Annotated in this window: 21 protein-coding genes; 9 read left to right on the top strand and 12 right to left on the bottom strand. The window is 69.3% G+C overall.

What is annotated here, in order from left to right:
• Positions 1-5: 5 nt before the first annotated feature.
• A complete protein-coding gene (locus Q5716_RS02475) occupies positions 6-677 on the bottom strand; it encodes an IclR family transcriptional regulator (protein ID WP_305001501.1) in 672 nt (223 codons plus the stop codon).
• Entirely contained in the window at positions 677-1,846 is a 1,170-nt protein-coding gene (locus tag Q5716_RS02470; protein ID WP_305001500.1) for an adenosylhomocysteinase, read from the bottom strand. Before Q5716_RS02470 ends, Q5716_RS02475 begins: the two co-directional genes overlap by 1 nt.
• 62 nt (positions 1,847-1,908) lie before the next feature.
• On the opposite strand from Q5716_RS02470, the gene uriH reads away from it, so the two are divergent.
• Positions 1,909-2,856, top strand: a complete 948-nt coding sequence (gene uriH / locus Q5716_RS02465) for a uridine-preferring nucleoside hydrolase UriH (RefSeq protein ID WP_305001499.1) — start codon at positions 1,909-1,911, stop codon at positions 2,854-2,856.
• A gap of 6 nt (positions 2,857-2,862) precedes the next feature.
• Here uriH and Q5716_RS02460 read toward each other — a convergent pair whose 3' ends face one another.
• The 7 genes from Q5716_RS02460 to Q5716_RS02430 form a co-directional block, all read right to left on the bottom strand.
• Complete coding sequence (locus Q5716_RS02460; RefSeq protein WP_305001498.1) at positions 2,863-4,149, bottom strand: thymidine phosphorylase; 1,287 nt, start codon at positions 4,147-4,149, stop codon at positions 2,863-2,865.
• Positions 4,149-4,577 carry a cytidine deaminase gene (locus Q5716_RS02455; protein ID WP_305001497.1) on the bottom strand — a complete coding sequence of 143 codons (429 nt, stop codon included), beginning with the start codon at positions 4,575-4,577 and terminating at the stop codon, positions 4,149-4,151. Before Q5716_RS02455 ends, Q5716_RS02460 begins: the two co-directional genes overlap by 1 nt.
• Positions 4,574-5,869 (bottom strand): ABC transporter permease subunit, encoded by a 1,296-nt coding sequence (locus tag Q5716_RS02450; protein ID WP_434056576.1) that lies wholly within the window; start codon positions 5,867-5,869, stop codon positions 4,574-4,576. The genes Q5716_RS02455 and Q5716_RS02450 overlap by 4 nt, the downstream gene beginning before the upstream one ends.
• The gene (locus tag Q5716_RS02445; protein WP_305001496.1) at positions 5,866-7,158 is read right to left on the bottom strand and encodes an ABC transporter permease; all 1,293 of its coding nucleotides are present in this window, start codon (positions 7,156-7,158) and stop codon (positions 5,866-5,868) included. Before Q5716_RS02445 ends, Q5716_RS02450 begins: the two co-directional genes overlap by 4 nt.
• A complete protein-coding gene (locus Q5716_RS02440) occupies positions 7,155-8,675 on the bottom strand; it encodes an ABC transporter ATP-binding protein (RefSeq protein ID WP_305001495.1) in 1,521 nt (506 codons plus the stop codon). Before Q5716_RS02440 ends, Q5716_RS02445 begins: the two co-directional genes overlap by 4 nt.
• A gap of 115 nt (positions 8,676-8,790) precedes the next feature.
• A complete protein-coding gene (locus Q5716_RS02435) occupies positions 8,791-9,888 on the bottom strand; it encodes a BMP family lipoprotein (RefSeq protein WP_305001494.1) in 1,098 nt (365 codons plus the stop codon).
• Between the two features lie 175 nt (positions 9,889-10,063).
• Positions 10,064-11,185, bottom strand: coding sequence for a mannose-1-phosphate guanylyltransferase (locus tag Q5716_RS02430; RefSeq protein ID WP_305001493.1), 1,122 nt, complete (start codon positions 11,183-11,185; stop codon positions 10,064-10,066).
• Positions 11,186-11,301: 116 nt separating this feature from the next.
• On the opposite strand from Q5716_RS02430, the gene Q5716_RS02425 reads away from it, so the two are divergent.
• A complete protein-coding gene (locus Q5716_RS02425; protein ID WP_305001492.1) occupies positions 11,302-12,420 on the top strand; it encodes a glycosyltransferase family 4 protein in 1,119 nt (372 codons plus the stop codon).
• On the opposite strand, the gene Q5716_RS02420 is transcribed toward Q5716_RS02425, so the two are convergent.
• Entirely contained in the window at positions 12,417-13,256 is an 840-nt protein-coding gene (locus Q5716_RS02420; RefSeq protein WP_305001491.1) for a hypothetical protein, read from the bottom strand. The two genes, Q5716_RS02425 and Q5716_RS02420, sit on opposite strands and share 4 nt — an antisense overlap.
• 266 nt (positions 13,257-13,522) lie before the next feature.
• On the opposite strand from Q5716_RS02420, the gene sdhC reads away from it, so the two are divergent.
• The 4 genes from sdhC to Q5716_RS02400 are packed head-to-tail and all read left to right on the top strand — an operon-like array spanning position 13,523 to position 16,894.
• Positions 13,523-13,903, top strand: coding sequence for a succinate dehydrogenase, cytochrome b556 subunit (sdhC, locus tag Q5716_RS02415; RefSeq protein WP_305002952.1), 381 nt, complete (start codon positions 13,523-13,525; stop codon positions 13,901-13,903).
• Positions 13,903-14,355, top strand: coding sequence for a succinate dehydrogenase hydrophobic membrane anchor subunit (locus Q5716_RS02410; protein ID WP_305001490.1), 453 nt, complete (start codon positions 13,903-13,905; stop codon positions 14,353-14,355). Before sdhC ends, Q5716_RS02410 begins: the two co-directional genes overlap by 1 nt.
• Complete coding sequence (gene sdhA, locus Q5716_RS02405; protein ID WP_305001489.1) at positions 14,352-16,139, top strand: succinate dehydrogenase flavoprotein subunit; 1,788 nt, start codon at positions 14,352-14,354, stop codon at positions 16,137-16,139. Before Q5716_RS02410 ends, sdhA begins: the two co-directional genes overlap by 4 nt.
• A complete protein-coding gene (locus tag Q5716_RS02400) occupies positions 16,139-16,894 on the top strand; it encodes a succinate dehydrogenase iron-sulfur subunit (RefSeq protein ID WP_305001488.1) in 756 nt (251 codons plus the stop codon). Before sdhA ends, Q5716_RS02400 begins: the two co-directional genes overlap by 1 nt.
• A gap of 196 nt (positions 16,895-17,090) precedes the next feature.
• On the opposite strand, the gene Q5716_RS02395 is transcribed toward Q5716_RS02400, so the two are convergent.
• Both Q5716_RS02395 and ptsP read right to left on the bottom strand, forming a co-directional pair.
• On the bottom strand, positions 17,091-18,659 hold the full coding sequence (locus Q5716_RS02395; protein WP_305001487.1) for an RNA polymerase sigma factor: 1,569 nt from the start codon (positions 18,657-18,659) through the stop codon (positions 17,091-17,093).
• Between the two features lie 296 nt (positions 18,660-18,955).
• Positions 18,956-20,599: a phosphoenolpyruvate--protein phosphotransferase gene (gene ptsP / locus Q5716_RS02390; RefSeq protein ID WP_305001486.1), complete on the bottom strand. Its 1,644-nt coding sequence runs from the start codon at positions 20,597-20,599 to the stop codon at positions 18,956-18,958.
• A 123-nt stretch (positions 20,600-20,722) separates the two neighbouring features.
• On the opposite strand from ptsP, the gene Q5716_RS02385 reads away from it, so the two are divergent.
• Genes Q5716_RS02385 through trpS form a run of 3 tightly spaced genes read left to right on the top strand, consistent with a single transcriptional unit; the run spans position 20,723 to position 23,540 of the window.
• The gene (locus tag Q5716_RS02385; protein ID WP_305001485.1) at positions 20,723-21,664 is read left to right on the top strand and encodes a YihY/virulence factor BrkB family protein; all 942 of its coding nucleotides are present in this window, start codon (positions 20,723-20,725) and stop codon (positions 21,662-21,664) included.
• Between the two features lie 10 nt (positions 21,665-21,674).
• On the top strand, positions 21,675-22,514 hold the full coding sequence (locus Q5716_RS02380) for an exodeoxyribonuclease III (protein WP_305001484.1): 840 nt from the start codon (positions 21,675-21,677) through the stop codon (positions 22,512-22,514).
• Positions 22,515-22,526: 12 nt separating this feature from the next.
• Positions 22,527-23,540, top strand: coding sequence for a tryptophan--tRNA ligase (trpS, locus tag Q5716_RS02375; protein ID WP_305001483.1), 1,014 nt, complete (start codon positions 22,527-22,529; stop codon positions 23,538-23,540).
• Positions 23,541-23,547 lie beyond the last annotated feature (7 nt).

Here is a 23,547-nt window from a genome sequence, read left to right as displayed (position 1 = left end):
CCAATCTACCGGGGTTCGCCCCGGAGAAGTCGGGAGATCGCTGAGGCGGTCGCGGTGGCGGCGGCGACCACGTCGCCCTCCGGGGTGGCGCTGAAGGTGGTCGCGACGTAGGGCACGGTCAGCGCGGCGACGGTGCCGGATGCATCGCGCACCGGCACCACGACATCGGTGATCCCGGGCTGCAGGGCGTCGGGCCGCACCACCGCCTCGCCCGAGGTGAGCACTGCGCCAGTCGCCGTCGACTCGACGTCGAAGAGGGCGCCGACGCGCACCCGGTAGCCGAAGTCCGCCGGGCTCTCCACCTGCGCGATGACACGCACTCGACCGGCGTCGAGCACGCTCAGGTTGCACGACTGGCGGACGCGCTCAGCGAGGTCGCGCATCGGCGCCGTCGCCACTGCGATCAGCCCGCGCAGCGGTGGGTGCCGGTGGGCGAGGTCGAAGAGCTTCATCGAGAACGAGTACAGTCCCGACTGCCGATCCCGCGCCACGTAGCCGCGGCGCTCGAGGGTAGCGAGCACTCGGAAGATCTGGCCGACGCTGCGACCCACCGCCTCGGCGATCTCCGACTGGCTGAGCCCGCCCGGCTGGTCGGCGAGCAACTCCAGGATGTCGAGGCCCTTGTCGAGGGCGGGGGCGGAGTACTCGGGCTGGTTGGGTGCGGCGGCCTCGGCCATCAGCGGTGCGCGGCCATCGCGGCGAGCATCCGGCGGGCGATCTCGCGGTCGATGTCGTCGGGCACGGGCTGGGCGCCCGGAACGAGGCTGCCCGGATCCGTGGCGACCCGCTCGAGCGAGAGCGACTGGAGGAGGAAGCCGAGATCCATCGACTCGAGGGAGTTGCCCTTGGGCTCGCGGCCGGCGAGGTTGAACATGCGCCCGTCGGCGATGAGGATCACGTGGCGGCCGTCCGGCAGGTCGATGCGCTCGATCGCGTCATCCAGCTGCGTGGCTCCCGAGGAGTAGGCGCGGAGGGCGGCGACGTCGATCTCCCAGGGGAAGTGTCCGCAGTTCGCGAGCACCGCGCCATCGGCGACCCTCCGGAAGAACGCCTCAGTGAGGACGCCGGGGTGACCGGTAGCGGTGATGAACACCTCGCCCCACTCGGCGAGGTCGTCGAGGCTGCCGACCCGGAAGCCGTCCATCGCCGCCTCGAACGCCTTGAGCTCGTCCACCTCGACGACGGCGACCTTGCCGCCGAGCGCCCGCAAGTAGTGGGCAACGCCGCTGCCGCACCAGCCGTAGCCCGCCACCACGAAGCGACGACCCGGGATCATCAGATTCGTGATGCGCATGAAGCTCTCGACGACGGACTGGCCGACCGCGTGCCGGTTCTCGCCGATCGCCTTGAGCCGCGAGTCGTTGATGACGATGACCGGGAACGGGATGCGCCCCTCGAGCTCGTCGCGGAGACGCAGGCCTCCGGAGGTCGTCTCCTCGGTGCCGCCGACGATGGGCCACGGATCCGCTGCGGCGAGCGCGGCGAGGTCCGCACCGTTGTCGAGGAGGATGTCGGGTCGCGCCGCGGCCACCGCGGCCACGTTCGCGTGGTGCTGGTCGAGCGAGTCATCCCGGGTTCCGTGCACCTCCATGCCCTGGCTGCGCAGAAACGCGACGATGTCGTCCTGGGTGGAGCCGTGGTTGCCGGTCGCGACGATGTCGGCGCCCCCCGCGGCGAGGGTCTCGAGCAGCACTGCGGTCTTCGGCTCGAGGTGCAGCGACATGCCGATGCGGTGGCCCGCGAACGGGCGGGATGCCGCGAACTCGGCCCGGGTTCGGGCGAGCAGGGGCATTCGAGAGCGGATCCATTCGACGCGAGCGGCTCCGCGGGAGACGAGGTCTGACATGGCAGCACTCTACACATACGAATCCTGATTTCATATATGCAGGGATGCACTACACTCGCCTCATGGCTCGAAAGATCATCCTCGACTGCGACCCCGGACACGACGACGCCATCGCGATGCTGCTCGCCTGGGGAAACCCGGAGATCGACCTCGTGGGCGTGACGACGGTGATGGGCAACCAGACGATCGAGAAGGTCACGCGCAACGCGCTCGCCGTCGCGCGAGTCGCCGGCATCACGGGCGTGCCCTTCGCCCGGGGCGCCCACCGCCCGCTCGTACGGCAGGTCGAGGTGGCCGAGTCCATCCACGGCGAATCGGGACTCGACGGGCCCGCGCTGCCCGAGCCGACCCTCGAACTCGACGCGCGGCACGCCGTCGACTTCATCATCGACACCGTCATGGCGTCTGAGCCCGGCGAGATCACCCTCGTGCCGACCGGCGCGCTCACGAACATCGCTCTCGCCGTGCGCAAGGAGCCGCGCATCGCCTCCCGGGTGCGCGAGGTCGTGCTGATGGGCGGCGGGGTCAATGTCGGCAACTGGTCGGCGACGAGCGAGTTCAACATCGTCATCGATCCGGAGGCCGCTCACATCGTCTTCAACGAGGCCTGGCCGCTCACGATGGTCGGGCTCGACCTCACCCACGAGGCGCTCGCAACGCCGGAGGTCGCCGCCTCGATCGCTGCCGTGGGCACGGCGCCCGCCCGGTTCGTCGGCGAGCTCCTCGAGTTCTTCGGCGAGACCTACAAGGATCAGCAGGGGTTCGAGCATCCGCCCGTCCACGACCCGTGCGCCGTCGCCTACGTCATCGACGACTCGGTGATGGAGACGGTGAGGGTGCCGCTCGACGTCGAGCTCTCGGGCACGTTGACACTCGGGATGACCGTCGCCGACTTCCGGGCCCCCGCTCCGGATGATTGCACCACCCAGGTCGCCCGAAACCTCGACCACGCCAAGTTCTGGGGCCTCGTGGTCGACGCTCTGGAGCGCATCGGCGCGGTGGAGCCCTGAGCTAGCTCAGTCCACACGACCCGCGATGAGGGGACCGTAGTCGTGGGCTGACGCGCCGATCGAGTAGGCGCCGTCGAGCGCCTCCAAGGCGCGCTCGAAGCGAGCCGGCTCGTCGGTGTGCATCGTGAAGAGGGGCTGGCCCTGGGTCACCGCGTCGCCCGGTTTGGCGTGCAGGTCGATTCCCGCGGCGTGGTGCACCGGGTCCTCCTTGCGCGCGCGGCCGGCTCCCAGCCGCCAGGCCGCAATACCGAAGGGCAGTGCCTCCTGAGTGGCGAGGATGCCGTCCGCCTCCGCGACTACCGTGTGCGACTCCTTCGCGGTCGGGAGCGGGGCATCCGGGTCGCCGTCCTGCGCCTCAATCATCCGGCGCCACGTGTCCATCGCCTGACCGTTCGCGAGCGCGCCCTCGACGTCGGCGTCGGGCTGCCCGGCGAGCGCGAGCATCTCCCGCGCGAGGGACAGCGTGAGCTCGACGACATCGGCCGGGCCGCCGCCGGCGAGCACCTCCACCGATTCGCGGACTTCGTTGGCGTTGCCGATCGCGAGCCCGAGCGGCACGTTCATGTTGGTGAGGAGCGCAACCGTCTTCACGCCGGCGTCCTTGCCGAGCTGCACCATCGTCTCGGCGAGCTCCTTGCTGCGCGCCGGGTCCTGCATGAACGCGCCAGAGCCGAACTTGACGTCGAGCACGAGCGCGGCCGTGCCCTCGGCGATCTTCTTGGACATGATCGACGAGGCGATGAGCGGGATCGCCTCCACGGTCCCGGTGATGTCGCGTAGCGCGTAGAGCTTGCCGTCGGCCGGGGCGAGGCCCGCTCCCGCCGCGCACACCACGGCGCCGACGTCGCGCAACTGCGCGTAGAACTCGTCATTCGACAGCTTCGCCCGCCAGCCGGGGATGCTCTCCAGCTTGTCGAGCGTGCCGCCGGTGTGACCGAGTCCGCGACCCGAGAGCTGCGGCACCGCTACGCCGAAGGAGGCCACGAGCGGGGCGAGCGGAAGGGTGATCTTGTCGCCCACGCCCCCGGTGGAGTGCTTGTCGCTCGTCGGCTTGCCGAGCCCCTCGAACGAGAGCGTCTCGCCCGAGGCGATCATCGCGAGCGTGAGGTCGCGGATCTCGTCGCGCGTCATCCCGTTGAGGAAGATCGCCATCGTCATCGCGGACATCTGCTCGTCCGCGACGTAGCCGCGAGTGTAGGCGTCGACGAGCCACGACAGCTGCTCCGTCGACAGCGTCCCCTTGTCGCGCTTGGTGCGGATGAGGTCGACGACGTCGAAGGGTTCGACGGCCATCAGTCCGCGGCTCGGTAGGCGGCGAGGGTGCGCGGACCGAACGCGTCGGGGATGACCTCGTCGATCGTCTTGATGCCGGAGACCGTCTCGAGGAGCATTCCCTCCGCCGAGTGCTCGAAGAGCAGCTGGCGGCAGCGCCCGCATGGCATGAGGGCATTGCCGTGCCCGTCGACGCACGTGAACGCCACGAGCTTGCCGCCGCCGGTCATGTGCAGGGATGACACGAGCGCGCACTCCGCGCACAGGGTGAGCCCGTACGAGGCGTTCTCGACGTTGGCGCCGGAGATGACACGACCGTCGTCCACGATCGCGGCGACACCGACCGGGAAGTTCGAGTACGGCACGTAGGCGTGGGCGAGGGCTTCCTTGGCGACGCCGCGGAGGGCATCCCAGTCGGCGTCGGACTGCGGAGTGTACGGCGACGTCATGACTTCACGTAGGGCTTTCCCGCGGCAGCCGGGCCGCGCACGTATCCGACGAGACCCGCGACGGCGAAGATCGTCACGAGGTAGGGAACCATGAGCATGAACTCGCTCGGCACCGGCGAGCCGATGACGGAGAGCGCGTACTGCAGGTTGAGCGCGAACCCGAAGAGGAGCGCTGCGAGGGTCGCGCGGATGGGGTCCCAGCGACCGAAGATGACCGCCGCGAGCGCGATGAAGCCCGCCCCCGCCGTCATCTCCTTGTTGAAGGCCCCCACCGAGCCGAGCGTGTAGTACGCGCCACCCAGACCGGCGATCGCCCCCGCGAGGGAGACGTTCCAGAAGCGAGTGCGCGCGACGTTGATGCCCACGGTGTCTGCCGCCTGCGGGTGCTCCCCCACGGAGCGCAGGCGCAGGCCCCACCGGGTCTTGAAGAGCGCGAACCACACCACGAAGACCGCGATGTAGACGAGGTACACGATGATCGTCTGCCGGAAGAACACCGGACCGATGATGGGGATCTGGCTCAGCAGCGGGATCTCGATGCGGTCGAACCGCGGCGGGCTGTTCAGCAGTGCGGCGTTCGGCGCGAGGAGGGTCGAGAAGAGGAAGCTCGTGAGTCCCACGACGAGCACGTTGAGCACGACGCCGACGATGACCTGGTCGACGAAGTACTTGATCGAGAACGCGGCGAGCACGAACGAGACGAGCACTCCCGCCACCATGGCGGCGAGCAGTCCGAGGAACTGCATTCCCGTCGCGGACGCCACGAGCGCCGAGACGAACGCGCCCGCGAGCAACTGCCCCTCGATGGCGACGTTCACGACGCCGACGCGCTCGGAGATGACGCCGCCGAGGGCGCCGAACACGAGCGGGACGGACAGGCTGACCGCGCCGACGAGCAGGCTCGCGATCTGCACCGGCAGGGATGCCCCGGCCGCCGCCCACGTGAGGAACCCGAACATGAACAGCGCCGCGAACACCGCGATGAGCCAGATCGGCGTGCGCCGCGCGCGGTAGGCGAGGAACGCGGAGACGGCGGCGATCGCGATCAGCAGGATCGTGACGACGATGTAGACCGCACCGGCGTCGACGACCCAGATGGGGATCTGGATCTGGTCGCCGTCCGTGGAGAAGCGGAACGAGGTTGCGCCGGGCCGGGCGAACACAACGAACAGGAGGATGCCGATGAGGGCGAAGATACCGAGGCCGATCGGCGGCTTCCAGTTGCGGACGACAGCCTTCTCGAGCTCGATGGGAGCCGAGGACGGGGTCACGGAGCCAGTTGCGACGCTCACTTGGCGACCTCCAGCTTGCGGGTACGGGATTTCGGCGCGGTGCCGGGAACGGGCAGTCGGAAGATCGCCCGCACGAGCGGCGGCGCGGCGATGAACAGCACGATGAGCGACTGCACGACGAGGACGATGTCGATCGGCACGCCCTGCGCCGCCTGCATGGAGTAACCGCCGGCCTTGAGGGCGCCGAACAGCACTCCCGCGACGAAGACGCCGACGGGTCGCGAGCGGCCGAGCAGCGCGACCGTGATGGCGTCGAATCCGATCGACGCATCGATGGTCGCGGTGAACCCTGACGTCACGGTGCCGAGCACCTGGTTGACGCCCGCGAGGCCGACGAGTGCACCGGAGAACACCATCGCCCAGACATAGACGCTCTTCACCTTGATGCCGGCGACCTGTGCGGCGTTCGGGTTCTCCCCCACCGCCCTGAAACGGAAGCCCATGCTCGACCGGTTGATGAAGTACCAGAACCAGATCGTCGCGGCGATGGCGACGATGAAGCCGAGGTGCAGGTTGAACTGCTCGCCGAGGATCTTCGGGAACACCGCGGTGGGCAGCATCGCGGCCGACTTCGGGTTCGTCGATCCCGGTGCCTGCAGCGCCCACTGCTGCGTCAGCAGGTAGGAGATCAGGTAGAAGGCGACGTAGTTGAGCATGATGGTCACGATGACCTCGTGCGCACCGGTGCGGGCCTTGAGGAGCCCCACGATTCCGCCCCAGATCGCGCCGGCGAGCATCCCGACCAGCACCGCGACGACGAGATGGATGCCCGGCGGCAGCGGCACGGCGAAGCCGATGTAGCCGGCCGCACCGGCGGCGACGAGCATCTGCCCGCGGCCACCGATGTTGAACAGCCCGACGCGGAACGCGAGCGCGACGCCGAGACCCGCCGTGATGAGCGGGGTGGCGAACTTGAGCGTCTCCGTGAGCGGCCGGATGCCCCGCACGAAATCGTCCGCGCGGAAGTTGTAGATCGACCCCTGGAACAGGGCGACGTAGGCACCGGCGACGGCGTCCCAGATCGCGCGGAAGGTGTCGGCCGGGCGGGAGAAGAAGTATCCGGCTGCCGCCTGCACGTCTTTGTCGGTGAGGGCGATGAGGATGCCGCCTGCGAGGAGGGCGAGCACGACCGCGAGCACCGAGATCATCGCACTGCCGCCGAGGATGTCGCGGAGCACCTGCTGGGACCGCGACGGCGGGGCGACCTCGTTGCGGGCCTGGCCCGGCTCGAGCTGGGTGTCGGTCGAGCCGGGGGCCGGCTCGCTCTGGGTGACCTTCGGGTCGGTCATGCCGCTTCTCCTGCCGTGTCGGGGTGCTCGCCGGCCATCATGAGGCCGAGCACTTCGCGCGGGGTATCGCCGGGCACGATGCCGACGATGCCGCCGCGGTACATGACCGCGATGCGGTCGGCGAGCGCGACGACCTCGTCGAGCTCGGTCGAGACGACGATGACCGGCACCCCCGCATCCCGGGCCTCGACGATCCGGGTGTGGACGAACTCGATGGAACCGACGTCGAGGCCGCGCGTCGGCTGCGCCGCGACGAGCAGGCGCAGCTCGCGGCTGAGCTCGCGCGCGAGCACGACCTTCTGCTGGTTGCCGCCGGACAGCCGCCCGACGTGGGTGTCGATGCCTTGGGCGCGGATGTCGAACTCCCGCACCTTCTCCTCGGCGAACTCCGAACGGAACTTCAGCTGGAGAGTACCCGCCTTGACGAAGGGCTCGCCCTCCGAGCGGTCGAGCATGAGGTTCTCGGCGATCGTCATCTCCGCGACGAGGCCGTCGATCTTGCGGTCCTCGGGAACGAAGCCGACGCCCGCGTCGAGGGTCTGGCGCACGCTCAAGCCGCGCAGCGACCGACCGCCGAGGCTGATCGACCCGGTGACCTTGGGCTGGAGGCCGACGATCGCCTCGGTGAGTTCGGTCTGGCCGTTGCCCTGGACTCCGGCGATCGCGAGCACCTCGCCCTCTCGCACGTCGAAGCTCACGTTGTTGACGACGAGCTGGTTGCGGTGGTCGATGACGGAGAGTCCCTCGACGCGGAGCGCGACCTCGCCCGGTTTCGCCGGCCCCTTGTCGATCATGAGGTCGACGGCGCGGCCGACCATGAGGGACGCGAGCTCTTCGTTCGTGTCGGTCGGGGATGCCTCGCCCACGACCTTGCCGAGTCGGATGACGGTGATGCGGTCCGCGACCTCCCGCACCTCGCGCAACTTGTGGGTGATGAAGACGATCGACGTGCCGCTCTGCTTGAGCTGGCGCATGATCGCCATGAGCTCGTCGGTCTCCTGAGGCGTGAGCACGGCGGTCGGCTCGTCGAACACCAGGACGCTCGCGTCGCGCGAGAGCGCCTTGATGATCTCGACGCGCTGCTGGACGCCGACGGGGAGGTCCTCCACGAGAGCATCCGGGTCGACGTCGAAGCCGAATCGTGCGGAGATCTCGCGCACCTTCGCGCGGGCGTCGTCGAGGTTGAGGAGGCCGCCGAACTTCGTCTGCTCGTGCCCCAGCATGACGTTCTCCGCGACCGTGAACACCGGGATCAGCATGAAGTGCTGGTGCACCATACCGATGCCCGCATTCATCGCGTCACCGGGGCCGGAGAAGTGCTGGACCTCGTCGTTCAGCAGGATCTCGCCCTCGTCGGCCTGGTAGAGGCCGTAGAGCACGTTCATCAGGGTGGACTTTCCTGCGCCGTTCTCGCCCAGGAGGCAGTGGATCTCGCCCGGTTCGACCGTGAGGTCAATGTGGTCGTTGGCGACCAGCGAACCGAACCTCTTGGTGATCCCGCGAAGTTCGAGCTTCATATGAACCAATCTAATCGGCGGACTTCGTCGGCCGCGTCTCGCTTCTCATTGTGGGTTAAGAAAGGTCGGGGAGACCAGCACTGAGCTGGCCTCCCCGACCGAGTACTGCTGGTGACTAGCCCGCGAGGTACGAGGTCACCGTGATGCTGCCATCGATGATGCCAGCCTGGATCTCGTCGAGCTCACCCTGCAGGTCGGGCGAGACGAGCGACTCGAAGTTGTGGAACGGCGCGTAGCCCACACCCTCGTTCTCGAGCGTGCCCACGTAGGCCTCGTTCGTGAAATCATCGGCGGCCGCCGCCGCGACGACGTCGTGGGTCGCGTTCTTGATGCCCTTGAGGATCGACGTAAGGATGATGTCAGCGGTCGACGGGTCGGTCTCGAACAGGTCGGCGTCGACACCGAGCAGCGCGATGTCCTTGCCGGAGTCCGCGATGGCCGCGACGGCGCTCTGGTAGATCGGGCCGCCGACGGGGAGCAGGATGTCTGCTCCCTGGTCGATGAAGCCCTGCGCCACGGCCTTCGCCTGGTCGTTCGCCTCGAAGCCACCGGTGAACGACGAGGTCTCGCCGTCGCCGGTCCAGCCGAGCACCTGCACCGCGGTGCCCTTCTGCTCGTTGTAGTACGCGACACCCTGGGCGAAGCCGTCCATGAAGATCGTGACGGTCGGGAAGTTCATGCCGCCCCACGTCGCGACCGTGCCGGTCTTGGTGTAGCTCGCCGCGGCGTAGCCGACGAGGAACGCGGCCTCGGCCGTGTTGAAGACGATCGGCTTGGCGTTGTCGTAGTCGGGCTTGCCGTCGAAGTCGGCGTCCGCCGCGTCGTCGATGAGGGCGAAGTTGACGTCGGGGTTCGCGGCGGCGGCCTCGAGGGTCGCGGCCGAGAGCGCGAAGCCGACGGTGACGATGAGGTCGCAGCCCTGGCCGAGGAGGCTCTCGATGTTGGGCGCGTAGTCGGTCTCGGAGGCGGACTCGACGGTGATGGGCTCGACGCCGATCTCGGCGGCGGCCTCCGTCAGGCCCTCGTAGCCGAGCTGGTTGAACGACTTGTCGTCGAAGCCGCCGGCGTCGGAGACCATGCAGGGAAGGAAGTCGACTGCGGCCTCGCCGCCGTCGGTCTCCTCGGGTGCTGCGGCGCAGCCGGCGAGCACGAGTGCGCCCGTTCCGACGAGCGCAAGGCCGCTGAGAACGCGGCCGCGGGAGATGATGCTCAAGGTGTCCTCCAAGATGCAGCCCAGCGGGATAGCTGGGACATAGTGGAGTACACGTTACCTAAAGTTACGAGCGCCGGAACGGCCAATCGGAGGCCGTGGCCGAAAGGTTACACACTCGCGACGGCGCCGAAACGCGCTCGACACATATCCCGGCTGACCGGGACATTCCCTGACCTCAGAGCACGTCGTCGCGGCCGGAGAGCTTGAGGGCGTCGACCACGGATTTCACGCGCTGCGCGTTGGACGTGGTGGTCACGAGGAGGGCATCCGGCGTATCGACGACGACGATATCGGTGACCCCGACGAGGGAGATCATTCGATCGCTCTGGCTGATCACGATTCCGGTCGAGCGGTCGGCGAGCACGCGGGCGTTCTCCCCCAAGATGGCCAGATCCGACTTCCGCCCCCCGGCGTGCAGCTTCGCGATGGAGGCGAAGTCGCCGACGTCGTCCCACTCGAAGTCACCGGGGATCACGACGAGTCGACCGGCCGCGGCGGCGGGCTCCGCGACCGTGTAGTCGATGGCGATCTTCCGCAGCCGCGGCCACTCCTTGTCGACGACGGCTCCCCGGGCCGGGGTGTCCCACGCGTCGGCGAGCCGCTCGATGCCCGCGAGGAGGTCGGGGTCCGACTCACCGATCTGACGGAGCAAGACATCGGCGCGGGCGATGAACATCCCGCCGTTCCACAAATAGTCGCCGTCGGCCAGATACCGCTCCGCGGTGGCGAGGTCGGGCTTCTCCACGAAGGAGTTGGCGGCGACCGCGTTGGGCGCCCCGTCGATGGCGATCGGGCCGGCGCAGTGGATGTAGCCGAAGCCGATCGCGGGCTCTGTCGGGGTGATGCCGATGGTGGCGATGAACCCGGCTCGGGCGGCGGCCACACCCTCCTGCACGGCGCGGCGGAAGCCGCGGGCATCCCGGATCACATGGTCGGCGGCGAACGAGCCGACGATGACGTCGGGCTCCCGTCGCACCAGGATGGCGGCGGCGAGACCGATCGCGGCGGACGAGTCGCGCGGCTCGCTCTCCAGCACCACGTTGGGGTCGGAGAGGTCGGGCAGCTGATCCTCGACGGCGGCCCGGTGGGCGCGTCCGGTGACGACCATGATGCGGCTGGGGCCGGAGAGGGGCGCGAGCCTGTCCCAGGTGTCCTTGAGGAGCGTCTGGCCCGATCCTGTGAGGTCGTGGAGGAACTTCGGCGCGTCCGCGCGGGACAGCGGCCACAGTCGCGAACCGATGCCCCCCGCCGGGATCACGCTGTAGAAACCGTCGATCGGCGCACCGGTGGGGCTCATGGTCGACGATTCTAGGGCGTGGATGCTGTGAGCCGCCGTGGTCTGGACGACGATCGGTCACCGACACGACAGGCACGATTCACCCGCCGTCCACGTGCCCGGCGGACCCTGGGGCCATGCGGGTAGTCGTCGTGAGCGAGTCCTTCCTCCCCACCACCAACGGCGTCACCACGAGCGTTCGCAAGGTGCTCGACCATCTGGCGCTGCGCGGGCACGAGGCGATGGTGATCGCCCCGGCCGCGGGCGCGCCGCGGGACTACGCGGGGTTCCGGGTGCACGAGGTGCCCGCCGTCGCGTACCGCCAGTTCCCGGTGGGGCTCCCGAGCCCGCAAGTGACCAAGCTCATCGCCGACTTCGCGCCCGACGTCATCCACGCCGCCTCGCCGTTCCTGCTCGGCGCGCAGGCGATCGACGCCGGCAGGAGGCTCGGTATCCCCGCGGTGGCCATCTTCCAGACCGACGTCGCCGGGTACGCGCGCCGCAACCGGCTCGGCGCCGCCACGAAGTTCGCGTGGCGCGTCGTGCGCTGGGTGCACGAGGGAGCCGCCCTCACCCTCGCGCCGTCGACCGCGTCGCTCGCCGATCTCGAGGCCGCGGGCGTCGAGCGCCTCGGCCGCTGGGGGCGCGGCGTCGACCTCGCTACCTATCACCCGCGCAACCGGGTCGACCCCGCCGTCGTCCGGCTCCGCCAGCGTCTGGCGCCCGGGGGCGAGACCATCGTCGGCTATGTCGGGCGGATCGCCCCCGAGAAGCAAGTGGAGCGCTTCGACGCGCTGCGCGGGATGCCCGGCGTCCGACTCGCGATCGTCGGAGACGGGCCATCCCTGCCGTCCGTTCGCAAAGCACTGCGCGGGATGCCCGTCTCCTACCTCGGAGCGCTGTCGGGCCGCGACCTCGCCGTCGCCTACGCCTCGTTCGACGTCTTCGCCCATACCGGGGCGGAGGAGACCTTCGGCCAGACCGTGCAGGAGGCGCACGCGAGCGGGCTGCCCGTGATCTCGCCGCGCGCCGGCGGGCCGATCGACCTCATCGATCACGGCGTCGACGGCTACCTCTTCGACCCGCGCTTCGACGCGCAGCTGCGCGCCTACGTGGAAGGACTCGTGCTCGACGAGCCGCTGCGGCTGCGCATGGGCGAAGCCGGCCGACGCGCCGTCGTCGGCCGCTCGTGGGAGTCGGTGTGCGACGAACTCATCGGGCACTACGAGAGCGTGCTCGCGCCGGTGGGGGTTTAGCGGTTCAGGAGCGCCTGGCACTCGCTGCTGATGTACCCGATCGCGCCGCAGAACCACCCCTCGGGCAACGGGGCGAGGACGACAGATCCTCGGGGCGAACCAGAAGACTGACGAGAAGCCTCCGCCGCCGCATCCGCCGCTGCCTGCTGCGACGCGCGGAGCGCCGCCACAGCGCTCGCGTAGGCCGCGGCTGTCTCGGCGAGCGACTCGTCGTCCTCGATCGCGGCGAGCAGGGCGTCGCGAGCCGCCTCGACGGCCGACCGGGACTCCGGCGTCGCGAGCGGCGCGGCGCCGAGCGCCGTGGATGCCTCGGCCCCGACCGTCTCCGCGAGCGCGAGCAGCGCGGCGCTGCTCCCCTCGGTCGCCTCGGCCAGCTCGGCAGCCAGAGCAGCGACGGCAGCTGACCTCTCCCCCTCGGCATCCGCCCACTCCAGGAGCGGATCGACGCTCGCGCGGAGTTCCTCGACCGACTGTGGCCGCTCGGTCGCCGGCATGGCCGCCCCGTCGGGCGCCTCCGCGGCGAGGGCCTCGTCGAGCGCGGCGACGGCGGCGACCAGGGGGTCGAGCACGGCGGGGGCGAAGTAGCCGGGCGCGGAGGCAGCGACGGCGCGGGCATCCTCGAGCACCGGCTCGGCGGCCTCGCGGGCCTCCGCGAGCAATTGAGCGGCAGTCGCCGCGTCAGTGGATGCGTCGAGTGCCGACTCGGCGGCAGCGTCGAACGCTTCGGTCGCGATGCGCCGCTCCTCCCACGATTGCGTCTGGATGGCGAGCGCCGGCACGGCGGCACCGAGGACGAGCGCGACGACCGCGACCGCGGCCACGAGGAGCTTCTGCAATGAACACTCACTTTCTAGGGGCTGGCGACAGCATAGCGACGGCCGCAAGATTCGGTGTTCTTTCGCGAAGTATCTTGAAGTCGAGCTATTTAGGGCTGCCTAAGACGCATGTTCACCCTGAGTGAAATACACTGAGATGGTCTGCAATCCAGACGTCCGTCGGCCGCCAAGGACGCGGCCCGAATTCCTCGCAAGGAGGGTTCCTCGTGCCAGAGAAATCGGCGGGTACCCTGGCGACCGAGACGGTCGCCTCGCCCACGATCCGAATGCCGAAGCGACCGGCCGGCACCCTCTATCGAGGACGCGAGGGCATGTGGTCGTGGGTGCTGCACCGCATCACCGGTGTCGCGATCTACTTCTTCCTCCTGGTCCACATCCTCGACACCTCGCTCGTCCGGTTGAGCCCCGAGGCGTACAACGCCGTGATCGGCGCGTACAAGACGCCGATCATGGGCCTCGGCGAGATCGGCCTCGTCGCCGCGATCGGCCTGCACGCCCTCAACGGACTGCGGATCATCCTCATCGACTTCTGGAGCGTCGGCACCAAGCACCAGCGCGTCATGTTCTGGGTCGTCATCGGCCTGTGGCTCGTTCTGCTCGCCGGCTTCATCCCGCGCCAGCTCATGCACATCTTCGGAGGCGAGTGATGACCACCATCGAGGCTCCCCGCACCCCCGCGGCCAAGCCCCAGCGCCGCCGCGGCATCAACTGGGAGAAGTGGGGCTGGATGTACATGCGCGCGTCGGGCGTCGTGCTCGTCGTGCTCATCTTCGGCCACCTCTTCGTCAACCTCGTCGCCGGAGAGGGAGTCAAGGCGATCGACTTCGCGTTCGTCGCGGGCAAGCTCGCCGACCCGTTCTGGGTCGTGTGGGACACCCTGCTGCTGTGGCTCGCGCTCATCCACGGCGCCAACGGCATGCGCACCCTCGTCAACGACTACGCCACCAACCCGACCGTCCGGCGCATCCTGCTCGGGGCCATCCTCGCCTCGACGGTCGTCCTCCTCACCCTGGGAACCCTCGTGATCTACACCTTCGACCCCTGCCCCGCCGGGCAGCCCGCCGATCTGCTCCCGAGCTTCTGCCCGGTGAACCAGTGACCGAGCCCTACGAGAGCACGACCGTCGACGGAGTGCGCTACCACCAGTTCGACGTGGTCATCGTCGGCGCCGGCGGCGCCGGGATGCGCGCCGCGATCGAGGCCGGGCCGAAGGCTCGCACGGCCGTCATCTCCAAGCTCTACCCGACCCGCTCGCACACGGGCGCCGCGCAGGGCGGCATGGCTGCCGCGCTCGCGAACGTCGAGGAGGACAACTGGGAGTGGCACACCTTCGACACGGTCAAGGGCGGCGACTACCTCGTCGACCAAGACGCGGCGGAGATCCTTGCCAAGGAGGCCATCGACGCGGTCATCGACCTCGAGAACATGGGTCTGCCGTTCAACCGCACGCCCGAGGGCAAGATCGACCAGCGCCGCTTCGGTGGTCACACCCGCGACCACGGCAAGGCCCCCGTGCGCCGAGCGTGCTACGCGGCCGACCGCACCGGGCACATGATCCTGCAGACGCTGTTCCAGAACTGCGTCAAGCTCGGCATCAACTTCTTCAACGAGTTCTACGTGCTCGACCTCGTGATGACCGGCGACAAGCCGTCCGGAGTGGTCGCCTACGAGCTCTCGACCGGTGAGCTGCACGTGTTCCAGGCGAAGGCGATCGTCTTCGCGACGGGCGGCTTCGGCAAGATCTACAAGACCACGTCGAACGCGCACACCCTCACCGGTGACGGCGTCGGCATCATCTGGCGCAAGGGTCTCCCGCTCGAGGACATGGAGTTCTTCCAGTTCCACCCGACGGGACTCGCCGGTCTGGGCATCCTGCTCACCGAGGGCGCCCGAGGCGAGGGCGCCATCCTGCGCAACGCATCCGGCGAGCGCTTCATGGAGCGGTACGCCCCCACCATCAAGGACCTCGCTCCCCGAGACATCGTCTCGCGGTGCATGGTGCAGGAGGTCGCGGAGGGCCGCGGCGCCGGCCCCCACAAGGACTACGTGCTGCTCGACTGCACGCACCTCGGCGCCGAGATCCTCGAGACGAAGCTCCCCGACATCACCGAGTTCGCGCGCACCTACCTCGGGGTCGACCCCGTCGTCGAGCCGGTGCCGGTGATGCCGACGGCCCACTACGCGATGGGCGGCATCCCGACCAACGTCAAGGCAGAGGTACTGCGGGACAACGACACCGTCGTGCCCGGCCTCTACGCCGCCGGCGAGTGCGCGTGCGTGTCGGTGCACGGCTCCAACCGCCTCGGCACCAACTCGCTTCTCGACATCAACGTGTTCGGCAAGCGCGCCGGCAACAACGCGGTCGAGTACGCGGCGACCGTGGACTTCACGCCGCTTCCGGATGACCCGGCCGCGGGCATCCGGTCGCTCATCGAGTCGCTGCGCAACTCCACCGGCACCGAGCGCATCGCGGCCATCCGCAAGGAGCTGCAGGACCACATGGACCGCAGCGCCCAGGTGTTCCGCACCGAGGAGTCGCTCACCGAGGTCACCAAGGTCATCCACGACCTGCGCGAGCGCTACAAGAACATCGCGATCCAGGACCACGGCAAGCGCTTCAACACCGACCTGCTCGAGGCGATCGAGCTCGGGTTCCTGCTCGATCTCGCCGAGGTCGTGGTGTTCTCCGCCCGCAACCGCAAGGAGAGCCGCGGCGGCCACATGCGCGACGACTACCCCAACCGGGATGACGCGAACTACATGAAGCACACCATGGCGTACCTCACGGGCGACCCGCACTCCGCCGACGCCGCCGACCACATCCGGCTCGACTGGAAGCCGGTCACGATCACCCGCTACGAGCCGATGGAAAGAAAGTACTGATGACTCTCGTCACCGACGCGCCCGCCGAGGTCGGCGCCGTTCAGGCCTACACCGCGACGCTCATCATCCGCCGCTTCGACCCGGACGTCGACGCCGAGCCGTACTGGCAGGACTTCGACGTCGAGGTGTACTCGACGGACCGCGTACTGGACGCCCTGCACAAGATCAAGTGGGAGCAGGACGGGTCGCTGACCTTCCGGCGCTCGTGCGCGCACGGCATCTGCGGCTCCGACGCGATGCGGATCAACGGCAAGAACCGACTCGCCTGCAAGACCCTCATCAAGGACCTCGACATCTCCAAGCCGATCTACGTCGAGGCGATCAAGGGCCTTCCGCTGGAGAAGGACCTCATCGTCGACATGGAGCCGTTCTTCGAGTCGTACCGCTCGATCAACCCGTTCCTCATGGCGACGTCCAAGCCCGAGAAGGGCAAGGAGCGAGTGCAGTCCGTGGTCGCCCGCGAGCGCTTCGACGACACCACCAAGTGCATCCTCTGCGCGGCGTGCACGTCGAGCTGCCCGGTCTTCTGGACGGACGGCCAGTACTTCGGCCCCGCCGCGATCGTCAACGCGCACCGCTTCATCTTCGACGACCGCGACGAGGGCGCTCAGGTGCGCCTCGACATCCTCAACGACAAGGAGGGCGTGTGGCGCTGCCGCACGACCTTCAACTGCTCCGAGGCGTGCCCCCGCGGCATCCAGGTCACGCAGGCCATCGCCGAGGTGAAGCAGGCCATCCTCAGGGGGAAGCCCTAGGGGCTTTTCCCGCCGGATGGCGCCGCAGGGTGCGCCCCACAGGGCGCGCCCGAGGACCTCGTAGTACTTCCCGCGCATCATGGCGCTCCGGCTCTGCCTCAGCTGCGAGTTCCGGCACGTCTTGGCGTGCCGCGGCATCGCGCATTCTGCCGGAAGCCGCGCGGAAACGCGGACGACGGCGCGAGCGGCCCGCCGCTCAGTTCACGAGCACGACGTTGACCTGCGAGCTGCCGACGGTGAGCGCGAGCGGCTTGATGAGGGCGTTGACGAGGCCGTCGAGCGTGCCGAGCAGCTTCTCGACGGTTCCCCCGCCGGGCAGCAGGGTCGCCAGGTAGGAGCGGTCGACGTACTGCACGAGCTCGAGGGAGGAGAGCCCGCCGGGCACGGCTGTCGCGTTGATCGTGAACGATCCGTCGGGGTTGACGATCGTCGTCGCGTAGACCTGGCCCGCTGCCTGCAGTGAGAGGTGGGCGCCAGGAGTGCCCGTCCCGGCGAGCGACAGGTCGATGCCCGCCACTCCCCCGGGCGCGGTGTGCCCCTCGGGCGCCTCTCCGCCGGTGATCGTGTCGACGACCGAGTCGGTCAGGTCGTCGACCTCGTCCGCAACGCCCTCGAGGAGGTCACCTCCCGTGGTCGAGTCCGTGGGCGGCGCGTCGAGATCGGGGATGCTGATGGGCGAGTCGGCTCCGGGGGTGTCGTCGCCTATCCCATCCGGAGTGCCGCCGGGCGCGTCATCCGGCCGGTCGTCCGTCGGTGAGGCGATCGTCGTCGGCGTGAACTGCGGGATCGTGATGATCGCTGCCGCCCCGACGATCCCGACGGAGACGGCGATGGACCCGATGATCGCGACGGGAGCGGTGATGACGCTCGCGAGGCCGGCGGCCCCCGCGGCGCCCGCCGCGCCGACACCGGCAGTGGCGAGGTCGAGACTCGACAAGTCGGGGACGGGCGGCACATCCATGGCCATCGCCGTCGACGGCGCGTTCAGAGACGCCAGCAGCGTGCCGCCGGCGGCACCTCCGAGGAGGATCGGCATGAGCACGGACGCGAGCCGCGAGCCGACCTCGTCGACCTCCTCGCTGATGATCGCGCACTTCGTGCAGGTCTGGAGGTGGAAGACCATTCGCTCCTCGTCGCGGGCGCCGAGGGACTGGCGGGCGTGGTCGGCGAGCTTCGAGAGGGCCCACCGGCACTCGCCCGACGCCGTCGCGTCCGAGATGTGGGCCTGCAGCCACGCCTTGCGCAGCCCCTCGCGGGCGCGGTACGAGAGGGCGGCGACGCCGTTGGCGGTCATCCCCAGCACGGGCGCGACCTCGTGCGGGTCCATCCCCTCGACCTCGGTGTACCAGAGGACGGTCTGCCAGCGCTCGGGGAGGCTGCGGAACGCGCGCGCGGTAAGGGTGCGGTCGAGTGCGTCGGCGGCGGGGTCGACGAGGCTCGCCGGGTCTTCGAACTGCGCGAGGTCGTCGACGGCGATGTCGCGGGATGCCGCGCCCCACGTCGAGGCGACGTTGCGGATGCACGTGTACAGGTACGGGCGGAACGCCCCCGTCGGTCCCCCGCCGGCCTGCACGGCCTTGAAAATGCGGGTGAAGGCCTCGGATACGACGTCGTCGGCGTCGAGGGTGGTGAACTGGTGCGCCACCCGCACCCCTGCTCGGTAGTGCCGGCGCCAGAGCTCGGCGAAGGCGCGCTGGCTCCCCGCGCGGGCCCCCGCTACGAGGGACTCGTCACTCGCTGCTGTTGTCACGTCGTGTTCGGTCATGCCCCAACCAATCCCGAATTGCCTTCAGTCCTACACCCGATCGGCGCGGTGCACCAGGGGTTCTACCCAGAAAGACAGACAATTCGGTCTACTATGACGCGGCTCGGCGGAGGCGATTGTGTGGCCGCGTTAACGGGGAGAGCCGCCGTCCCACTCCCGAAACGGCGGCTCACTGCCCCAATCAACTCATCCCCGGTCCCTCTTTAACCCGATGGGGACGAATGAGTCTGCTTGCGCATTCTCACTGAGAAAGACCGCGCCACCGCGCAACTATGACGCGGGTCGGTCGATTGCCCTCACGCGGCGTCGGCTGCTGCCCGCGCGCCGGCGGCGGTCTGCGCGGCGAGGGCCGCTGCGGCCTTCGCGCGCGCCTGCTCCATCGTGACGCCCGCGAGCTCCGCCCGCACGTCGGCGAGCGCTGCGGGGGTCATGGACAGAGTGGTCGCACCGAGGCCCACGAGTACGACCGCGAGCTGCGGGTCGGCCGCCGCCTCGCCGCAGATTCCGACGGGCTTGCCCGCCGCCGCCCCTGCATCGCCGAGCATCTTCACGAGACGCAGGACTGCAGGATGCCACGGGTCCTGGTAGCTCGCGACGCTGCCGAGCATCCGGTCCGCCGCCAGCGTGTACTGGGTGAGGTCGTTGGTGCCGATCGACACGAAGTCGGCCGTCGCGAGCACCTGGTCGGCGACGACCGCGAGGGAAGGCACCTCGGCCATGACGCCCACGGTTTTGAGCCCGAGCGCCCTGCCGAGCTTGACGAAGTACTGCGTCTCCTCGGCGTCGGCGACCATGGGGGCCATCACCCAGAGGTCGGCGTCCGTGGCATCCTGCGCGCCCTTCAGCGCGGTGAGCTGGTCGAGCAGGATCTGCTCGCTCGCCCGGAGCGCCCGCAGGCCCCGCAGCCCGAGGGCCGGATTCTCCTCGTGGGCGTCGTTGAGGAACGACAGCGGCTTGTCCGCTCCCGCGTCGAGCGCCCGCACGACGACCTTCTTGCCGGGGAAGTGCGACAGCAGCTCGGTGTACTGCTCCTGCTGCTGGGCCACCGTGGGGGCCGTCTTGGAGTCGAGGAAGAGGAACTCGGTGCGGAACAGCCCGACCCCCTCCGCCCCGAGCTCGACCGCTGCCGGGCCGTCCTTCGGCGAGCCCACGTTCGCCAGCAGCGGCACCGGCGTCCCGTCGGCGAGCGCCCCGGGCACGATCGGCTGGCCGGAGGCGGCAGCTCGGGCGGCGATGCGGGCCTGCGCGTCGGCGACCTGGGCCTCGCTCGGGTTCGGGATCACGATGCCGGACGCGGCATCCGCCACGACAACGGTGCCGTCCTCGAGCTCGAGGGCCCCGGTGACGCCGACGATCGCGGGGATCGACTTGGACCGAGCGAGGATCGCGGTGTGGCTGGTCGGACCGCCGTCGCGGGTGACCAGGCCGAGCACCTTGTCGAGGTCGAGGAGCGCGGTGTCGGCCGGCGCGAGGTCGGTCGCGACGAGGATGAACGGGGTGTCGCTCGTGGGAACGCCGGGCGCGGGCACCCCGCGCAGGTTCGCGATGATGCGCTGGGCGACATCGCCGAGGTCGGTGGCGCGTTCCGCCATATAGCCGCCCATGCCGATGAGCATCTCCTGGAAGGCTCCGAACGCCTCGAAGACCGCGCGCTCGCCCGACTTGCCGGAGTCGATGCGCGCCTTCACGTCATCGACGAGAGTCGGGTCCTGGGCCATCATCGACGCTGCCTCGAGAACGGCCTGGGCCTCTCCCCCGGCCTTCTGGCCCTTGGCGGCGAGGTCCGCGGCCACGGCGGCCAGGGACCGCTGCACCGTTTCGAGCTCGGCAGCGGCATCCCCGCCGTGGCCGGCGTCAGCCGGCTCGGGCAGGGGCTCGGGCATCCTGAGGATCGGGCCGACCGCGACACCGCGACCGACGCCTACTCCGCGAAGTTCCATAGAAAAACGTTCCTCTCCATCGAAGTTGCCCACGTGAAGCCTAACCAGGCTGCCCGCGTACTGCGTTCGCGCTCGCGCGGCAACCCCTCCTCCGGGCATGCGGGACCCGCTTAGGGTTGACGTATGGCGCTCATGACTACGGTGCGGGCCTGGGTCGCCCGAATCATGAAGCTGAAGCCTGTGCGCGTGCTCCAGCACTACAGCGCCCACCGCGGGCCGTTGCTCGCCCAGGGCCTTTCGTACCAGGCGATCTTCGCGGTGTTCGCGGCGATCGCGGTGGGGTTCTCGGTGCTCGGGTCGGTGCTGCAGTCGCGGCCAGACCTACTGAATGCCCTCATCGACCTCATCTCGTCCAATGCTCCCGGACTCATCGACGACGGATCGGGAGAGGGCGCGATCGACCCCGACCAGCTCGTCCAGTCGACTCCCTTCACTCTCGCCGCCGTCATCGCCCTCGCTCTCTTGCTCTTCACGGCGACCGGATGGCTCTCCTCGGGAAGGGAGGCCGTGCGCATCCTCTTCGACCTCCCGAGCGCTGCGCTCAACCCGGTCCTCGCGTGGCTGAAGGACCTCGGGCTCGCGCTCGCGTTCGGTGCCGCGCTGCTGCTGTCCGCCTCGCTGTCGGTCGTGAGCACGACGGCGACGAGCGGGTTTCTCGACGCCCTCGGGGTGGAGGCGGAGTCGCCCGTCGCGCGGGTCGTGACGGCGGCGGTCGGCATCCTGCTCATGCTCGTTCTCGACGTCGCGATCCTCGCGGGGTTCTTCCGCATCGTGTCCGGCATCCGAATCCCCTTCCGCGTGCTGTGGCAGGGCGTGCTGATCGGCGCGGTCGCCCTCGGGGTCCTCAAGGTGTTGGGGTCGAGCCTCCTCGGCGGGGCGACGAGCAACCCGCTGCTCGCGTCGTTCGCCGTCATCATCGGGCTGCTGATCTGGTTCAACCTGATCTGCCAGGTCATCCTCGTGTCGGCGGCCTGGATCGCGGTGAGCGCGGCGGATGCCGGGCTCGACCTGCACGGCAAGCCCGCCGCGCCGAAACCGGCGAAGACCGTCGGTGGCGCTCAGTAGGCTCGATCGCATGGTTCGAGTGGCTACCGTGAACACCAACGGCGTGCGCGCCGCCTTCCGCAAGGGAATGGGCGACTGGCTGGATGCCCGGGGCGTCGACATCCTCGCGATGCAGGAGGTCAGGGCCGCCACCGAAGACCTGGAGAACCTCCTCGGCGACGAGTGGGACATCCTCCACGACGCGGCGACGGCGAAGGGCCGCGCGGGAGTGGCGATCGCGTCCCGCAACAAGGCGTCGATCCACCGGGTGGCGTTCGGCGCTGACGACTTCGACACGGCAGGACGGTGGCTCGAGGCGGACTACGAGGTCGACGGTCGCATCCTCACCGTCGTGTCGACCTACGTGCACACCGGGGGCGAGGTGGGCACCCCGAAGCAGGACGACAAGTACTCCTTCCTCGACGCGATGGAGGCGCGACTGCCCGAGCTGCAGGCGCACTCGGAGCTCGCGCTCGTCGTGGGCGACCTCAACGTGGGGCACCGGGAGCTCGACATCCGCAATTGGAAGGGCAACCGCAACAACGCGGGCTTCCTGCCGCGCGAGCGCTCCTACTTCGACCGCTTCTTCGGGCCCGCCGGCGAGCCCGTCGAGGGAGTCGACGGCTCGGTCGGGCCCGGCCTCGGCTGGGTCGACGTCGGTCGCCGGTGGGCGGGCGAAGTGGACGGGCCCTACTCGTGGTGGTCGCAGCGCGGCAAGGCTTTCGACACCGACACGGGGTGGCGCATCGACTACCACGTGGCGACCCCCGCCCTCGCGGAGACTGTGACCGCGTACTCGGTGGACCGCGCGGCCGCGTGGGACCAGCGGTGGAGCGACCACGCCCCCGTCGTCGTCGATTACGCCCTCTGACCCGGCGTTAAGATGGGTCGGGTGACCCAGCCCCGCCTCTTCTCCGGAATGCAGCCCTCCGCCGATTCGCTCCATCTCGGCAACTACATGGGGGCGCTGCTGCAGTGGCGGCAGATGCAGGAGACCTACGACGCGGTGTTCTGCGTCGTCGACCTGCACGCGATCACGGTTCCGCAGGACCCGGCGCTCCTGCGTGAGCAGACCCGCCGCACCGCGGCCCAGTACATCGCCGCCGGCATCGATCCGGAGAAGTCGACCCTCTTCGTGCAGTCGCACGTGGCGGCGCACCCCCAGCTCGCGTGGGTGCTCAACACGATCACGGGCTTCGGCGAGGCCAGCCGCATGACGCAGTTCAAGGACAAGTCGGCCAAGCAGGGCGCCGACTCCGCGTCGGTGGGCCTGTTCACCTACCCGATCCTCCAGGCGGCAGACATCCTGCTGTACGACGCCACCGTCGTTCCGGTCGGCGAGGACCAGCGGCAGCACATCGAGCTGACCCGCGACCTGGCCGGCCGCTTCAACTCGCGCTTCGGCGACACGTTCGTCGTGCCGGAAGTGCAGATCCTCAAAGAGACCGCGAAGGTCTACGACCTGCAGGAGCCGACCGCCAAGATGTCCAAGTCGGCCGCCAGCGACTCGGGCGTGCTGTGGCTGCTCGACGAGCCGTCGCGCACCGCGAAGAAGATCAAGTCCGCGGTCACCGACGCCGAGCGCGAGATCCGCTTCGACCGCGAGGCCAAGGCCGGAGTGTCGAACCTGCTCACGATCCACTCGGTGCTCTCCGGCCGGTCGATCGCCGACCTCGAGGTCGAGTTCGAGGGCAAGGGCTACGGCGACCTCAAGGGCGCCGTCGCCGAGGTCGTGACCGGCGAGTTCGGTCCGATCCGCGAGCGTGCCCTCGAGCTGCTCGCCGACCCGGCCGAGCTCGACCGACTGCTCTCCCGCGCCGCCGACCGCGCCGCCGAGATCGCGGATGCGACGCTCGCCCGCGTCTACGACCGCATCGGCTTCCTCCCGAAGGCCTGATGGAACC

This window comes from Antiquaquibacter soli, assembly GCF_030580675.1.
Lineage (GTDB): Bacteria > Actinomycetota > Actinomycetes > Actinomycetales > Microbacteriaceae > Rhodoglobus > Rhodoglobus soli.
Note: the sequence above shows the minus strand (reverse complement) of the source record. Positions and strands in the feature narration are given on the sequence as shown.

Bases quoted from the DNA above. Each gene is read 5' to 3' on its own strand.
- Q5716_RS02475 (WP_305001501.1), bottom strand. From the start codon at position 677: ATGGCCGAGGCCGCCGCACCCAACCAGCCCGAGTACTCCGCCCCCGCC.
- Q5716_RS02470 (WP_305001500.1), bottom strand. From the start codon at position 1,846: ATGTCAGACCTCGTCTCCCGCGGAGCCGCTCGCGTCGAATGGATCCGC.
- uriH (WP_305001499.1), top strand. From the start codon at position 1,909: ATGGCTCGAAAGATCATCCTCGACTGCGACCCCGGACACGACGACGCC.
- Q5716_RS02460 (WP_305001498.1), bottom strand. From the start codon at position 4,149: ATGGCCGTCGAACCCTTCGACGTCGTCGACCTCATCCGCACCAAGCGC.
- Q5716_RS02455 (WP_305001497.1), bottom strand. From the start codon at position 4,577: ATGACGTCGCCGTACACTCCGCAGTCCGACGCCGACTGGGATGCCCTC.
- Q5716_RS02445 (WP_305001496.1), bottom strand. From the start codon at position 7,158: ATGACCGACCCGAAGGTCACCCAGAGCGAGCCGGCCCCCGGCTCGACC.
- Q5716_RS02440 (WP_305001495.1), bottom strand. From the start codon at position 8,675: ATGAAGCTCGAACTTCGCGGGATCACCAAGAGGTTCGGTTCGCTGGTC.
- Q5716_RS02430 (WP_305001493.1), bottom strand. From the start codon at position 11,185: ATGAGCCCCACCGGTGCGCCGATCGACGGTTTCTACAGCGTGATCCCG.
- Q5716_RS02425 (WP_305001492.1), top strand. From the start codon at position 11,302: ATGCGGGTAGTCGTCGTGAGCGAGTCCTTCCTCCCCACCACCAACGGC.
- sdhC (WP_305002952.1), top strand. From the start codon at position 13,523: ATGCCGAAGCGACCGGCCGGCACCCTCTATCGAGGACGCGAGGGCATG.
- Q5716_RS02410 (WP_305001490.1), top strand. From the start codon at position 13,903: ATGACCACCATCGAGGCTCCCCGCACCCCCGCGGCCAAGCCCCAGCGC.
- Q5716_RS02400 (WP_305001488.1), top strand. From the start codon at position 16,139: ATGACTCTCGTCACCGACGCGCCCGCCGAGGTCGGCGCCGTTCAGGCC.
- Q5716_RS02395 (WP_305001487.1), bottom strand. From the start codon at position 18,659: ATGACCGAACACGACGTGACAACAGCAGCGAGTGACGAGTCCCTCGTA.
- ptsP (WP_305001486.1), bottom strand. From the start codon at position 20,599: ATGGAACTTCGCGGAGTAGGCGTCGGTCGCGGTGTCGCGGTCGGCCCG.
- Q5716_RS02385 (WP_305001485.1), top strand. From the start codon at position 20,723: ATGGCGCTCATGACTACGGTGCGGGCCTGGGTCGCCCGAATCATGAAG.
- Q5716_RS02380 (WP_305001484.1), top strand. From the start codon at position 21,675: ATGGTTCGAGTGGCTACCGTGAACACCAACGGCGTGCGCGCCGCCTTC.
- trpS (WP_305001483.1), top strand. From the start codon at position 22,527: ATGGGTCGGGTGACCCAGCCCCGCCTCTTCTCCGGAATGCAGCCCTCC.